General features: G+C 70.3%; 11 protein-coding genes. 5 read left to right on the top strand and 6 right to left on the bottom strand.

Annotated features, from left to right (window positions below):
• Positions 1–53: 53 nt before the first annotated feature.
• From acs to P0084_RS04445, 6 genes are all read right to left on the bottom strand, one after another.
• Positions 54–2015, bottom strand: a complete 1962-nt coding sequence (gene acs / locus P0084_RS04470) for an acetate--CoA ligase (protein WP_308915612.1) — start codon at positions 2013–2015, stop codon at positions 54–56.
• 67 nt (positions 2016–2082) lie between these two features.
• Positions 2083–2838 carry an ABC transporter ATP-binding protein gene (locus P0084_RS04465; RefSeq protein WP_308915611.1) on the bottom strand — a complete coding sequence of 252 codons (756 nt, stop codon included), beginning with the start codon at positions 2836–2838 and terminating at the stop codon, positions 2083–2085.
• A gap of 78 nt (positions 2839–2916) precedes the next feature.
• Positions 2917–3678 carry an ABC transporter ATP-binding protein gene (locus P0084_RS04460; protein WP_308915610.1) on the bottom strand — a complete coding sequence of 254 codons (762 nt, stop codon included), beginning with the start codon at positions 3676–3678 and terminating at the stop codon, positions 2917–2919.
• Between the two features lie 2 nt (positions 3679–3680).
• Positions 3681–4835 (bottom strand): branched-chain amino acid ABC transporter permease, encoded by a 1155-nt coding sequence (locus P0084_RS04455; protein WP_308915819.1) that lies wholly within the window; start codon positions 4833–4835, stop codon positions 3681–3683.
• A 136-nt stretch (positions 4836–4971) separates the two neighbouring features.
• On the bottom strand, positions 4972–6003 hold the full coding sequence (locus P0084_RS04450) for a branched-chain amino acid ABC transporter permease (protein WP_308915609.1): 1032 nt from the start codon (positions 6001–6003) through the stop codon (positions 4972–4974).
• Positions 6004–6145: 142 nt separating this feature from the next.
• Positions 6146–7522 carry a substrate-binding protein gene (locus P0084_RS04445; protein WP_308915608.1) on the bottom strand — a complete coding sequence of 459 codons (1377 nt, stop codon included), beginning with the start codon at positions 7520–7522 and terminating at the stop codon, positions 6146–6148.
• 231 nt (positions 7523–7753) lie between these two features.
• On the opposite strand from P0084_RS04445, the gene P0084_RS04440 reads away from it, so the two are divergent.
• The 5 genes from P0084_RS04440 to P0084_RS04420 all read left to right on the top strand — a co-directional run bounded on the left by P0084_RS04440 (position 7754) and on the right by P0084_RS04420 (position 13593).
• Positions 7754–9004 carry a short-chain fatty acyl-CoA regulator family protein gene (locus P0084_RS04440; protein ID WP_308915607.1) on the top strand — a complete coding sequence of 417 codons (1251 nt, stop codon included), beginning with the start codon at positions 7754–7756 and terminating at the stop codon, positions 9002–9004.
• Positions 9005–9041: 37 nt separating this feature from the next.
• The gene (locus P0084_RS04435; protein ID WP_308915606.1) at positions 9042–9470 is read left to right on the top strand and encodes a response regulator transcription factor; all 429 of its coding nucleotides are present in this window, start codon (positions 9042–9044) and stop codon (positions 9468–9470) included.
• Positions 9467–9661: a hypothetical protein gene (locus P0084_RS04430; RefSeq protein WP_308915605.1), complete on the top strand. Its 195-nt coding sequence runs from the start codon at positions 9467–9469 to the stop codon at positions 9659–9661. Before P0084_RS04435 ends, P0084_RS04430 begins: the two co-directional genes overlap by 4 nt.
• A gap of 7 nt (positions 9662–9668) precedes the next feature.
• A complete protein-coding gene (locus P0084_RS04425) occupies positions 9669–12326 on the top strand; it encodes an ATP-binding protein (protein WP_308915604.1) in 2658 nt (885 codons plus the stop codon).
• Between the two features lie 142 nt (positions 12327–12468).
• Entirely contained in the window at positions 12469–13593 is a 1125-nt protein-coding gene (locus P0084_RS04420) for a hypothetical protein (protein ID WP_308915603.1), read from the top strand.
• Positions 13594–13603 lie beyond the last annotated feature (10 nt).

Here is a 13603-nt window from a genome sequence, read left to right as displayed (position 1 = left end):
GTTAACGGATGGTGGGGCGGTGGTGAACGGATCCTCACCGCCCGGCGCGGTCGTCAGCGGTTCATGCGGTTCTCGACCAGGTCGTCCACCACGGACGGGTCCGCCAGCGTGGACGTGTCCCCCAGCGAGCCGGGATCGTTCTCCGCGATCTTGCGCAGGATGCGGCGCATGATCTTGCCGGACCGGGTCTTGGGCAGGCCGGGCGCCCATTGCAGGAGGTCCGGCTTGGCGATGGGGCCGATCTCCTTGCGGACCCAGTTCGACAGCTCCGCCCGCAGGTCGTCGGTGTAGTCCTGACCGCCCATCAGCGTGACATAGGCATAGATGCCCTGTCCCTTGACCTCGTGGGGGTATCCGACGACGGCGGCCTCGGCGACCTTCGGGTGGGCGACCAGGGCCGACTCGACCTCCGCGGTGCCCATGCGATGGCCGGACACGTTGATGACGTCGTCCACGCGGCCCGTGATCCAATAGTATCCGTCCGCGTCGCGCCGGCATCCGTCGCCGGTGAAGTAGTACCCCGCGTAATCCCCGAAATACGTCTTCTCGAACCGCTCGTGGTCGCCCCACACGGTCCGCATCTGCGCGGGCCAACTGTCGGCGATGCACAGCACGCCCTCTGCGGGACTGTCGTGGATCGCCTCGCCCGTCGTCGGCTCCAGTATCACCGGCTTCACGCCGAAGAAGGGCAAGGTCGCGCTGCCGGGCTTGGTGGGGATCGCGCCGGGCAGGGGGGTCAGCAGGTGACCGCCTGTCTCGGTCTGCCACCACGTGTCCACGATGGGGCATCGTCCGCCGCCCACGACGCGGTGGTACCACATCCAGGCCTCGGGGTTGATCGGCTCTCCCACGGTGCCCAGCAGGCGCAGGGACGACAGGTCGTGCTTCGTCACGTGCTCGTCACCCTTGCCCATCAGCGCGCGGATCGCCGTGGGGGCGGTATAGAACTGCGTGACGCGATGCTTGGCGCAGACCTCCCAGAAGCGGCCGGCATCGGGAAAGGTCGGCACGCCCTCGAACATCAGGGTCGTTGCGCCGTTCGCCAGCGGGCCATAGACGATGTAGCTGTGCCCCGTGACCCAGCCCACGTCGGCGGTGCACCAGAACACGTCCCCGTCGTGATAGTCGAACGTGTATTGATGCGTCATCGACGCATAGACCAGATAGCCGCCCGACGTGTGGACCACGCCCTTCGGCTGCCCCGTCGAACCGGAGGTGTAGAGGATGAAGAGCGGATCCTCCGCGTTCACCGGTTCGGGCGGGCAATCGTTGTCGACCCCGTCCTCCGCCTCGTGCAGCCAGACGTCGCGACCCTCCGTCATGGGGACGTCCGCGCCCGTCCGCTTGACCACCAGCATCTTCGGCGTCGTGCGGGCCTTGTCGAAGGCGGCGTCGGCGTTGGTCTTCAGGGGCGTGGCCCGGCCCCCGCGCGGGGCCTCGTCCGCGGTGACCACCACCTTGGCCTCCGACCCGTCGATGCGGGCGGCCAGCGCGTCGGACGAGAAGCCCGCGAAGACGACGGAATGGATGGCCCCGATCCGGGCGCAGGCCAGCATCGCGTACGCGGCCTGCGGGATCATCGGCAGGTAGATCACGACGCGGTCGCCGCGACCGACGCCCATCCCCCTCAGGACGTTGGCGAACTTGCAGACATGCGCGTGCAGCTGCTGGTACGTAATGTGCTGCGCGCCGCCGCCCTCGACGACGGACGGGTCGTCGGGCTCGAAGATGATGGCCGTCTCGTTCCCCCGCGTCGCCAGATGCCGGTCGATGCAGTTGGCCGCGACGTTCAGGACCCCGTCGCGGAACCATTCGATCGACACGTTCCCCGGCGCGAAGGAGGTGTCCTTCACCTGCGTATAGGGTTCGATCCAGTCGATTCGCTTGCCATGCTCCGCCCAGAAGGCGACCGGGTCGTCGATGCTCTCGGCGTACATCCGGTCATAGGTCGCGCGGTCCGCATGGGACCGGGCCGCCATGTCATCGGAAGGCGGAAAGATCGGATCGTCGGGCATAGCGTCACTCCCTCTGGTCCCGCCGGGGGGCGGGTTCGTGCGTGTCGACCGGTGTAGCGGATCGGTCTCAGATCGCCAGATACTCGGAACGCAACGCGGCGTCGTTCAGGACCTCTTCCGCGGTGCCGTCGAAGACCACGCCGCCGGTGTCGAGGATGACCGCGCGGTCGGCCAGCGTCAGGGCGCGCACGGCGTTCTGCTCGACCAGGATCGTGGTGATGCCCAGCTTCTTGATCTCGATCAGGGCCTCCTCGATCTTGTCGACGATGACGGGGGCCAAGCCTTCGTAGGGTTCGTCGAGCAGCAGGACCTTGATGTCGCGGGTCAGCGCCCGGCCGATGGACAGCATCTGCTGCTCGCCGCCCGACAGGGTCACGCCCTCCTGCCGGCGGCGTTCCCGCAGCTTGGGGAACAGGTCGTAGACGCGGTCGAGCGACCAGCCGATCGGCGGCGCGATCTGCGCCAGCTTCAGGTTCTCCTCGACGGTCAGGCCGGGGATGATGCGGCGGTCCTCCGGCACCAGCCCCAGCCCCGCGGCGGAGGCCTGGTGCGCGGACATGGTGTGCAGCGGCTGGTGGTCCAGCCAGATCTCGCCCTTGCGGACCTCCGGGTTGCCCAGGCGGGCGCAGGCCCGCAGCGTGGAGGTCTTGCCGGCCCCGTTGCGCCCCAGCAGGGCCAGGATCTCACCCTCGTGCACGTTGAAGCTGACGCCTTGGACGATATAGCTTTCGCCGTAATACGCGTGGACGTCGTGGACCGAGAAGTAGGCTGGCGCCGTCGCGGCCTGGTTGGCGCTGCGGGTGAAGTCGGGCTTGACGTTCATGTCGGTGTCCTCCGGTGGGTGGCGGGGCGGACCCCGCCCTACGGTTTGGGCAGGGCGGGGTTCACCCCGCCATCCCGGTCAATGGCCGGAGCTTTCGCCCAGATAGGCCTCGCGCACCTTCGGGTGGCCCTTGATCCTGTCGGGGGTGTCCTCGACCAGGGGCGTGCCCTGCGCCAGCACGGTTATGCGTTCCGCCAGGCTGAACACGACGTGCATGTCATGCTCGATGATGCAGATGGTGATGGGGCGGGTTTCCTTGATTTCGCGCAGCAGGTCGATCGTGTTGTTCGTGTCGGCCCGCGCCATGCCGGCGGTGGGCTCGTCCAGCAGTAGCAGGCGTGGCTCCTGCGCCAGGCACATCCCGATCTCCAACCGGCGCTTGTCGCCCCGCGACAGGCTGGCGGCGTGCATGTGTCGCTTGTCGGCCATGCGCATGTCCGACAACGCATGCTCCGCGCGGTCCACGATCTCGGTGTCGGACATCATGTTGGCATAGGCGCTCAGGTCGAACGCGCCGTCCCGGTGCGCGAAGCAGGGGATCAGCATGTTCTCCAGCACGGTCAGGTCGCCGAAGATCTCCGGCGTCTGGAACACGCGCGAGATCCCCATCTGGTTGATCTCGTGCGGCTTGCGGCCCAGCACCGACTGGCCCTCGAAGCTGACGGACCCGGTGTCGGGGATCAGCTTGCCGACCAGGCAGTTCAGCAGCGTCGACTTGCCCGCGCCGTTCGGCCCGATGATCGCGTGGACCGACCGTTCGGCCACCGACAGGTTGACGTCGCCCAGGGCCTGCAGGCCGCCGAACCGCTTCGAGACGTCGCGTACCTCGAGGATGCCCATGCTCAATCCTCCGCCGCTTGGCGCTTCTCGGCCGCCGCGCCTTCGACCGGACCCGCGTTCCTGTCGCGCCGGAACACGGTGGCCAGCTTGCTGCCGCCCTGCACCAGGCCGCCGGGCAGAAAGATGACGACCGCCATGAACAGCAGGCCCAGGGTCAGGTGCCAGCCCTTGCCCACGAAGGGATAGACGACCGCCACCGCGGCGTCCGACAGCCCGCCGGGCAGGAAGGCGAACCAGGCCTCCAGCGTGGATTCGTTGATCTTCGAGACGATGTTCTCGAAGTACTTGATGAAGCCGGCGCCCAGGACGGGGCCGATCAGGGTGCCCGCGCCGCCCAGGATCGTCATCAGCACGACCTCTCCGCTCGCGGTCCAGAACATCCGTTCCGCGCCGACCTGCGTGTCCATCGCCACCAGAAGCCCGCCCGCCAGCCCGGCATACATGCCGGAGATGATGAAGGCGGCCAGCGTATAGGGCTTGGAGTTCAGGCCGGTGTAGTTCATCCGCTGCTGGTTCGACTTGATCGCGCGCAGCATCATGCCGAAGGGCGACCGGAAGATGCGGATGGCCAGGTAGAAGGCGATCAGCATGACGATCGCGGCGATGTAGTAGCCCGCGTTGAAGGTGAACAGCCAGGCCCCGACCTCCAACTGATAGGACGCCGCCATCTCCAGCCCGAAGAGGTTGGCGCGCGGCGTGGTCCCCGGTTCCAACGGCCCGTCGAGGATGCGGGGGTCGAAGTACTGCAGCTGCATTCCCGTCTCGCCGCCCGTGATGGGGGTCAGCACCGAATAGGCCAGCGCGAAGGACATCATCGCGAAGGCCAGCGTCAGGATCGAGAAGTAGATCCCCGACCGGCGCAACGAGATGAAGCCCACGATCGCGGCGAACAGGCCCGCGACGACGATGGACGTGACGATCGAGGGGATGACGTTCAGCGTCAGCAGCTTCATCGCCCAGATGCCCGCATAGCTGCCGACCCCCAGGAAGGCCGCGTGGCCGAACGACAGATAGCCCGTCAGGCCGAACAGGATGTTGAAGCCGATCGCGAAGATGCCGAAGATCACGAACCGCTGCATCAGGTCCGGATAGCCCGCGTTGAACTGCGACAGCGCCGACCCTTCCGGGAAGGGGTTCAGGATGAAGGGCGCCAGCATCGTCAGCGCGATGACCAGCAGGAACAGGCCGAAATCCTTCTTGCCCAGTCCCAGGACCCGGTCGCGCGCGTCGCGTCGGGTTTGGGCGGCGGGGATCGGGGCGCCGGAGGCGTTGGTGACTTGATCGGTCATGGGGTCAGTCCTCCATCACGCCCTTGCGGCCCATCAGGCCGCGGGGACGGGTGAGCAGCACGATGATCGCCACGAGGTAGATCACGATCTGGTTGATGCCGGGCAGGATCTCCAGCACCTCGGACATGGAGGCGAAGGCCTCGATGATGCCTAGCAGGAAGCCGGCCAGCACGGCGCCGGGCAGGCTGCCCATGCCGCCGACTACGACCACCACGAAGGACAGGACCAGGAAGTCCATCCCCATGTGATAGTTGGGGCTGTTGATCGGCGTGTACATCACCCCCGCCAGTCCCGCGACGGCCGCGGCCAGGCCGAACATGATCGTGAACCGCTTGTCGATGTCGATGCCCAGCAGCGTCACCGTTTCCCGGTCGGCCATGCCCGCGCGGACGACCATGCCGAAGGTGGTGAACTGCAGGAAGGCGAAGACGGCGGCGATGACGATCGCGGCGAAGAAGAAGTAGATCAGGCGCCAGTAGGGATACACGATGCTGCCCGGATCGAATCCCAGGACCGCCCCGAAGTCGAAGCTGCCGACGAAGGCGGACGGCGCGGGCGTGGGGATCGGGTTGGCGCCGTAGAAGTACTTGATGACCTCCTGCAGGACGATGGCCAGCCCGAACGTGACGAGGATCTGGTCCGCGTGGGGACGCTTGTAGAAGTGCTTGATGAGGCCGCGTTCCATGACCACGCCGATGAGGATCATGATCGGGATGGCGAACAGGATCGCCAGCGGCACGGCCCAGTCGATGATCGCCGCGCCCGCCGATTCGCCGAAGATGTCGTAGACGTAGGGCACGTCGACCGTCAGCGGGTTGCCCAGGAAGTCCGTGCGCGTGTCGTCCACGACCTCGTGGCTGAGCTGCAGGAGGCGCGACAGCGTCACGGCGCAGAACGCGCCCAGCATGAACAGGGCGCCGTGGGCGAAGTTGACGACCCCCAGCGTGCCGAAGATCAGCGTCAATCCCAGGGCGATCAGGGCATAGGCGCTGCCCTTGTCGAGCCCGTTCAGGATCTGAAGGATGATGGCGTCCATCGGTCCGGTCCTCGTGCGTGGGGGAAGGGGATGGGGTGTCGTGTGGGGTGGGCGGCGGCCCGGATGGGGGCCGCGCGCCGTGTTCGAGGGCGTCCTACCGGGTCGGACGGGTCCCCCGGTCGAGCCGGGGGCCGGGCGGGCGTCAGGCGCCCGGGTTGCACTCGCCCAGCGAGCCGCCCGCGAACTGCGGGTGGTCGGGGGCATAGGTCACCTGGTCGACCGGCGTGACCTCGACGATCTCGACCAGGTCGAACTCGTTCTCCGGGTTCTCCTTGCCGCGCACCACGACGACGTCCTTGAAGCACTGGTGATCCTCGGCGCGATACAGCGTGGGGCCGTTGCCCAGGCCGTCGAACTCGAAGCCTTCCAGCGCCTCGACCACCGCGCAGGGGTTGAAGCTGCCCGCGCGCTGCACGGCGTCGGCATAGAGCAGCGTCTGCACGTAGCAGGTATGCGCGGCCTGGGACGGCGGGAAGCCGTACTTCGTGCCGAAGGACTGCACGAACGCGTTCGTGCCGGAATACCGGTCGCCCAGCTGGTTCTCGAGCTTCCAGTCCCAGTTCTGGGACCCCAGGATGCCCGCGATGTTCTGACCCGCGCCCCGCGCCATCAGCTCGGAATACAGCGGAACGACGATCTCGAACTGCTTGCCGTTGACCTGACGATCCCGCAGGCCGAACTGCACGGCGTTGGTCAGCGAGTTGACCATGTTGCCGCCGTAATGGTTCAGCACCAGGATGTCGGCGTCCGACTGCAGGACGGGCGTGATGTAGGAGCTGAAGTCCGTCTGGGTCAGGGGTGTCAGGACGGTGTTCACCGTTTCCCAGCCCAGGGCTTCGGTCGACTCGCGCACCGCCTGCTCGGTCGTGTAGCCCCAGTTGTAGTCCGCCGTCAGGTGGTACGCCTTGCGGTCGTTCCCGTATTGCGCGGCCAGGATCGGGGCCAGCGCGGCACCGGACATGTAGCTGTTGAAGAAGTGGCGGAAGCCGTTCGCCCGCTTGTCCTTGCCGGTCGTGTCGTTGGCGTGCGTCAGGCCCGCCATGAAGATGATGCCCGCTTCCTGGCACAGCGCCTGCACGGCCACGGCCACGCCCGAGGACGAGCCGCCGGAAACCATGATCGCGCCGTCGCGCTCGATCATCGAGCGGGCGGAGGCGCGGGCGGCGTCGGACTTGGTCTGGGTGTCGCCGGTCACGAACTCGACCCGCTTGCCCATGATGCCGGTGCCGTCGAGGTTCTGCTCGGAGAAGGTGGACAGCATCCCGCCGTCGCCTTCGCCGTTCAGGTGTTCGACCGCCAGCTCGAAGGCGCGCAGCTCGTCGGCGCCCTCGTCGGCATAGGGGCCGGACTGGGGCACGTTGAAGCCCAGCGTGACGGTGTCGCCCTGGGGCGCGTTGGTGAAGCCGGTATGGGCGTCGGCCCAAACCGCGCCGGTGAAGATCGTCGGCGCCGCGAGGCCGGTACCCGCCGCCGCGCCGGTGCGCAGCACGCCGCGACGTGTGAAGTTGCCTTTGGTCATGAAGACCCTCCCTGTGAAGTTCGCCCGTCGATCGCTCCCATCGACCGAAGGCGCGTGTCCATCGAATGGACGCACGCGGCTTGTATCCCGATTGAGGGGTCATCTGGCAACGCCCCGTATCGAACCTGCGGTAATTCTGTGAAGATACTTACCGTGTCCGTCGTATCGTTGTAAAAACCTCCACGCGCGGGTGCGGCGAAAACATGCGGCACCGCGGCGAGGGGGGTGTACATGGGGGAACGGGCCACGCCGACGGGTGCGCGCATCCGCGAACGGCGGCTGACGCTGGGTCTGCGTCAAGGGCAGACCGCCGCGGCGGCAGGCATCTCGCCGTCCTACCTCAACCTGATCGAGCACGACCGCCGCCCCGTCGCCGGGGCCCTCCTGGGACGGCTGGCGGAGGTGCTCGGCGTGGACCGGGCGCAGTTGCTTGGCGACGGGGAGCCGGAGCTTTTGGATGCGCTGCGCGTCGCGGCCCGGCAATCCGGGCTCGGCGACGGGGTGGTGGGCGACGCGCCGGAACTCGTCAGGCGCTTTCCCGACTGGGCCCGTCTGGTGGCGGAACTGGTCGGTCGCGCCGAACGGGACCGCGCCCGCATCGCCGCGCTGTCGGATCGCCTGGCGAACGACCCCGCCCTGGCCGACGCGATGCACGAGATCCTGTCGACCGTCAGCTCCGTGCGCGCCACCGCGTCGATCCTGGCCCAGTCGCCGACGCTGGACGCCGCCTGGCTGCGGCGGTTCCACGACAACCTCGACGTGGAATCGCGCCGGCTGGCACGGGCGGCGGAGGGGATGACCGGGTTCTTCGACGCCCAGGGGGAGCGGGCGGAGCACGGCACCCCGGCGGAGGTCGCGCAGGCGTTCCTGTCCGCGCGGCCGCGCCCGGAGCCGGGGGGTGCGCCCGCGGATGTCCGGGCCCTGGTGGCGGACCTGCCGCCCGATGCGCGCGGCCTGGCCTCCGCCGCCCTCGAACGCGACCGCGCCGATGCGGCGGCCCTGCCGCGACCGGACCCCGCCGCGATCCCGGCGGACCTGGCCGCCGCCGCGGGCGTCCCGGTGCCCCTGGTCCTGCGGCGGATCGCGGCGCTCGATCCCGCCCGGGGGCTGGTGGTCTGCGACGCGGCGGGCGCCGTGCTGCGACGGCGCGACGTGGCGGGCTTCGTCCTGCCCTCCGCCGGCTCGGGCTGCGCGCTCTGGCCCGTCCATGCCGCTTTCGCCCGGCCGATGCATCCGATCCGCACCTATCTCGCGACGCCGGACGACGCGGTCTGGATCGCCGACGCGGCGGTGGAGGTCGCGGCCGGCACCACCCACGGTCCCGTGCTGGAAGCGACCATGATGGTGACGCGGGCGGCGGGACGCGCGGATGCGACGCCCCTGCCCGTGGGACCCGGCTGCCGGGTCTGCCCCCGCACCGGCTGCCCCGCGCGGCGCGAGCCGTCCCTGACCGGGGCTGGACAGGACGGGGCCGGTGGGTGAGTGTGTCGAACAGACGTGGACGGAGGGGAGGCCGGCCATGACGCATCCAGGCCGAACGTCCGCCGAGGTGGCCGCCCCGAACGGAGGGACCCCCGGCCATGTCCTGCTGATCGAGGACGAGCCCAACATCGCCACCGCCATCGCCTTCCTCCTGGGCCGGGCGGGGTGGCACGTCTCGACCCATTCGGACGGCACCAGCGCGGTCGCGGCGGTCGAACGGCACCGCCCCGACGTCGTGGTGCTCGACGTCATGCTGCCGGGCCGCTCGGGGTTCGACATCCTCGCGGCGGTCCGCGAAGGGCCGCTGGCCCGGCTGCCCGTCCTGATGCTGACCGCCAAGGGGCAGGCTAAGGACCGCGAACGGGCGGAGGCGCTGGGCGTGACTGCCTTCATGACCAAACCCTTCTCGAACGCCGAGCTGGTCGAGCGCGTCGCCCGGCTCGCCGCGCGCGGACGGGTCGCGTGAAGGCGCCGCGCGGGACCGACGCTGTGCGGCTCCTGCCGCTCCTGGGGGTCGGGCTGTTCCTCTTGCCGGACCTGATGCTGTCGGGCACGCCCGGCGCGGCAGGGGCGACCGCGCCCTGGATGGCCTATCTGTTCGCCGCCTGGACCGTGCTGATCGCGCTGGCCTGGTGGCTGTCCCGCCACGCCCGGTGACGCCGGCATGACCGCCGAACGGCTGGCGCTGGCCTGCCTGGCCTATGTCGCCTTCCTGTTCACGATCGCCTTCGTGGCGGAACGCCGGCCCGGCAACCGCCTCCTGCGCGGGCCGCTCGTCTATACCCTGTCGCTGTCGGTCTATTGCACCGCCTGGACCTTCTACGGCGCGGTGGGCTACGCCGCGCGGTCGGGGTTGGAGTTCATGACCATCTACCTGGGCCCGACGCTGGTCTTCGTCGGCTGGTGGTGGATCCTGCGCCGGCTGGTGGCCATCGGGCGGGCGGAGCGGATCACCTCCATCGCCGACCTCCTGTCGGCCCGGTTCGGCAAGTCGCCCGCCCTGGCGGCCCTCGTCACGCTGCTCTGCGTCGTGGGCGCCACGCCCTACATCGCCCTGCAACTGCAATCCGTCACCCTCAGCGTGCGGGCCTTCGCGCAGGGGCCGGTCGCGGCGGATCCCGTCTGGCTCGGCCTGTCCGTCGCGGGGGGGCTGGCGCTGTTCACCATCCTGTTCGGCACGCGCCGCCTGGACGCGGGCGAACGGCACGACGGCATCGTGTCCGCCATCGCGGTGGAGGCCGTGGTCAAGCTGATCGCGCTCCTGTCGGTGGGGGCCTTCGTGGTGTGGCACCTGAACGACGGCATCCGGGCGACCTGGGACGTGGTCGCCGCCTCGCCCCTGTCCGACTGGCAGGCGGCATCGGGGCGCTGGGCCGGGCTGATCTTCGTGTCCGCCGCCGCCGTGATCTGCTTGCCGCGCATGTTCCACATCACCGTGGTCGAGAACTCGGACCCCGCGCACCTGTTCACCGCGTCCTGGGCGTTCCCGGCCTATCTGATGGCGATGTGCCTGTTCGTCGTGCCCATCGCCGCGACGGGGCTGGCGCGCCTGCCCGACGGCAACCCCGACCTCTTCGTCCTGACGCTGCCCCTGGCCGCGGGGCAGGGGGACCTGGCGATGCTGGCGTTCCTCGGCGGCTTCTCCTCGGCCACGTCCATGGTGATCGTGACCGCCGTGGCGCTGGCCACGATGCTGTCGAACCACGTGGTCATGCCGCTCTGGCTGGCGCGGCGCGGGATGGCGGGGGCCACGATGTCGGGCGACATGCGGGCGGTGGCGCTGCGCGCGCGGCGGGCGGCCATCGTCCTCGTGGTGGCGATGGGCTGGGCCTACTACCGCGTGACGGGCGGCACGGCGGCCCTGGCCGCGATCGGGCTGGTCAGCTTCGTGGGGCTGGCGCAGATCCTGCCGGCCCTGCTGGCGGGCCTGTTCTGGCGCGACGCCACGCGCGCGGGCGCCGCGGTCGGGATCGGCGCGGGGTTCCTCGTCTGGCTGTGGACGATGCTGCTGCCGGTCTTCGACGGTCCGGTCCTGTCGGGCCTGATGGCGGACGGGCCGTTCGGCCTGGCCTGGCTGCGGCCGCAGGCGATGTTCGGCCTGCAGGGCGACCCGCTCGTCACCGCGCTGGTCCTGTCGCTCGGCGCGAACGTCGTACTCCTGGCGGTCGTGTCGCTCCTGACCGAGCCCACGGACCTGGAACGCCTGCAGGCGGCGCGCTTCGACCACGCCACGGGCGATGCCGCCCGTCCCGCCGCGCGGGGCGGCCTCGCGGGGGCGGAGGATCTGATGCTGATGGCCCAGCGCATCCTCGGCTACCGCGAGGCGCGCGCCCTGTTCGCGGGCCAGGCGCGCGCGCAGGGCCGCGACGGCGACACCCCGCTGCCGACCGCGGACCTGATGGACGCCGTCGAGCGCAGGCTGGCCGGATCGGTCGGCGCGGCCACCGCGCACGCGATGGTGGCCGACATCAGCGGACGCCGCCCCGTTTCGGTGGAGGATCTGATGAACGCCGCCGACGAGACCGCGGAAGCGTTGGAGCAGTCCGCCCGCCTCCAGGCCCAGTCGCGCGAACTGGAACGCACCGCCGCGGAGCTGCGCCAGGCCAACGCGAAGCTGACCCGGATCTCGGCCCAGAAGGACGCCTTCCTGTCCCAGGTCAGCCACGAGCTTCGGACCCCGATGACCTCGATCCGCGCCTTCGCCGAGATCCTGGCGGTCGAGGATCTGCCGCCGCCCGAGCGGGCGCGCTATGCCGCGATCGTGGGGGAGGAAAGCCGCCGCCTCACCCGTCTGCTGGACGACCTGCTGGACCTGGGCGTCCTCGAAAGCGGCCAGGTCGTCCTGTCATTGCAGGACGTCACCCTCGCGGACGTCCTCGACCGCGCCGTCCTGGCCGCGGCGCCGGACGGGCCGGGGGCGCTGGCAATCGACCGCGACCCCGCGGGCGAGGCCGTGCGCGTGACGACCGATCCCGACAGGCTCCTGCAGGTGTTCATCAACCTGATCGCCAACGCGGCCAAGTATTGCGACGCCGAAGCCCCCCGCCTGACCATCCGCGCGGAACCCGGCGGCGCGGTCGTCGCGGTCGATTTCGTGGACAACGGATCGGGCATCGCGCCCGAAGATCGCGCGCTCGCGTTCGAGAAGTTCGCCCGCCTGACGGACGACGCCCATGCCGGGGGCGCGGGCCTGGGCCTGGCGATCTGCCGCGAGGTAATGGACCGGCTGGGCGGTTCGATCGCCTATCTGCCGGGACGGGACGGGGGCGCGTTCCGCGTGCGGATCCCCCGGGCCGCAGGCCGGGCCATCGCCGCCCAGTGAGGCGCGGGGAACCCGCCCGCCGCGGGGATGCCGGCGCGGCCGGGCCGTCAGAAGCATATGTTAACCAGTTGAATGCATGACCGGGGCGTTCTCAGGCACGGGTCTCATGTCCGCCGATTCGTTCAATCCCGCGCTCCGGCGCATGGCAAGGCTGATCGCTCCCGCCGCGACCGACGGGGCGGCGGAGGCCGTGCCCGGGCTCGTCGCCATGACGCGCGACGCCCTGAACCGGACCGGGGCGCGCATGGCCGGCCTGGACGTCGAGGTGACGGCCTGCGACACCGACAGGCCGGATGCGGGGCCGGCCTTCGAGGCCCTGCCGGATCCGACGATGGTGCTGCCGCTGACGGCGGCGGACGGCGCCCCCGTCGGGGCCATAGCCATCGACTGCGCCCTGGTGGACGCCTTGGTCGAGGTGCAGACCCTGGGTCGCGTGGACGGTCCGGGCCGGGCGGCCCGCAAGCCCACGCGCATCGACGCGGCGCTGTCGCGTCCCTTCGCCGCGGCCCTGCTCGGGGAACTGGCGGAAGCCCTCGGCGTGACCCGCATCGCCAAGCTGGATCCCGCCCGGCACCTGACGAGCGGCCGATCGCTCGCGCTGGACGTCCGGGCCGAAACGGTGATCCGCTGCACGGCATCGCTGACGGTCGGCATGGGCGCCCGCGACGTGACGGTCATCCTGCTGTTGCCCGCCTCGCTGCGCCCGGGCCTGCCCGCGCCTGCGGCCGAGCCCGCGGCGGCGGCGAAGGCCCCGCCCCCCGCGGCCCCGCCCCCCGCGCGCACCCCGGAGGACGTGCTGTCGAACGGACGCGTGCGGTTGGAAGCGATGCTGCCGCCGATCACCCTGCCGTTGTCGCAGCTGGTCGGCCTGAAGGTCGGCGACACGATCCCGCTGCCCGCGGGCGCGCTGTCCCGCCTCACCCTGTGCGGCGGGACCCTCGGCGGCGGCCGGCCCGGTCCGCGCCGGAGCGCGGGCACGATCCCGGGCCGTTTGGGCCAGAAGAACGGCTTGCGTGCGGTGAAGGTCGGCGACGGGGGGGAGGCCTCTGTCGACGGGGCGGATCCGTCGGAGGAAACCGCGACCCTGCCGGTCCTGACGGGTGCCGCCGGCACCGTGCCCGCCCAGGCGCCGAAAGCCCCGGCCCTTCCCGATTCCGCCCACCGGACGCCTGCAGCGCCGATGCCCGCGGCGGCGGACCTGCCCGATCTCCCGGACTTGCCCGACCTGCCCGATCTCGACGACCTGCCGGACCTCCCCGCGCTCTGACCCGCCGCGC

Origin of the sequence: Jannaschia maritima, assembly GCF_030973515.1 — a bacterium.
Taxonomy (GTDB): domain Bacteria; phylum Pseudomonadota; class Alphaproteobacteria; order Rhodobacterales; family Rhodobacteraceae; genus Jannaschia; species Jannaschia maritima.
The sequence above is the reverse complement of the archived record's forward strand: the minus strand, read 5'-3'. Positions and strand labels throughout refer to the sequence as shown.

Excerpts from the sequence above, each read along its gene's own strand:
- acs (WP_308915612.1), bottom strand. The coding sequence starts at position 2,015 with ATGCCCGACGATCCGATCTTTCCGCCTTCCGATGACATGGCGGCCCGG.
- P0084_RS04465 (WP_308915611.1), bottom strand. The coding sequence starts at position 2,838 with ATGAACGTCAAGCCCGACTTCACCCGCAGCGCCAACCAGGCCGCGACG.
- P0084_RS04460 (WP_308915610.1), bottom strand. The coding sequence starts at position 3,678 with ATGGGCATCCTCGAGGTACGCGACGTCTCGAAGCGGTTCGGCGGCCTG.
- P0084_RS04455 (WP_308915819.1), bottom strand. The coding sequence starts at position 4,835 with ATGCTGGCGCCCTTCATCCTGAACCCCTTCCCGGAAGGGTCGGCGCTG.
- P0084_RS04450 (WP_308915609.1), bottom strand. The coding sequence starts at position 6,003 with ATGGACGCCATCATCCTTCAGATCCTGAACGGGCTCGACAAGGGCAGC.
- P0084_RS04445 (WP_308915608.1), bottom strand. The coding sequence starts at position 7,522 with ATGACCAAAGGCAACTTCACACGTCGCGGCGTGCTGCGCACCGGCGCG.
- P0084_RS04440 (WP_308915607.1), top strand. The coding sequence starts at position 7,754 with ATGGGGGAACGGGCCACGCCGACGGGTGCGCGCATCCGCGAACGGCGG.
- P0084_RS04435 (WP_308915606.1), top strand. The coding sequence starts at position 9,042 with ATGACGCATCCAGGCCGAACGTCCGCCGAGGTGGCCGCCCCGAACGGA.
- P0084_RS04425 (WP_308915604.1), top strand. The coding sequence starts at position 9,669 with ATGACCGCCGAACGGCTGGCGCTGGCCTGCCTGGCCTATGTCGCCTTC.
- P0084_RS04420 (WP_308915603.1), top strand. The coding sequence starts at position 12,469 with ATGGCAAGGCTGATCGCTCCCGCCGCGACCGACGGGGCGGCGGAGGCC.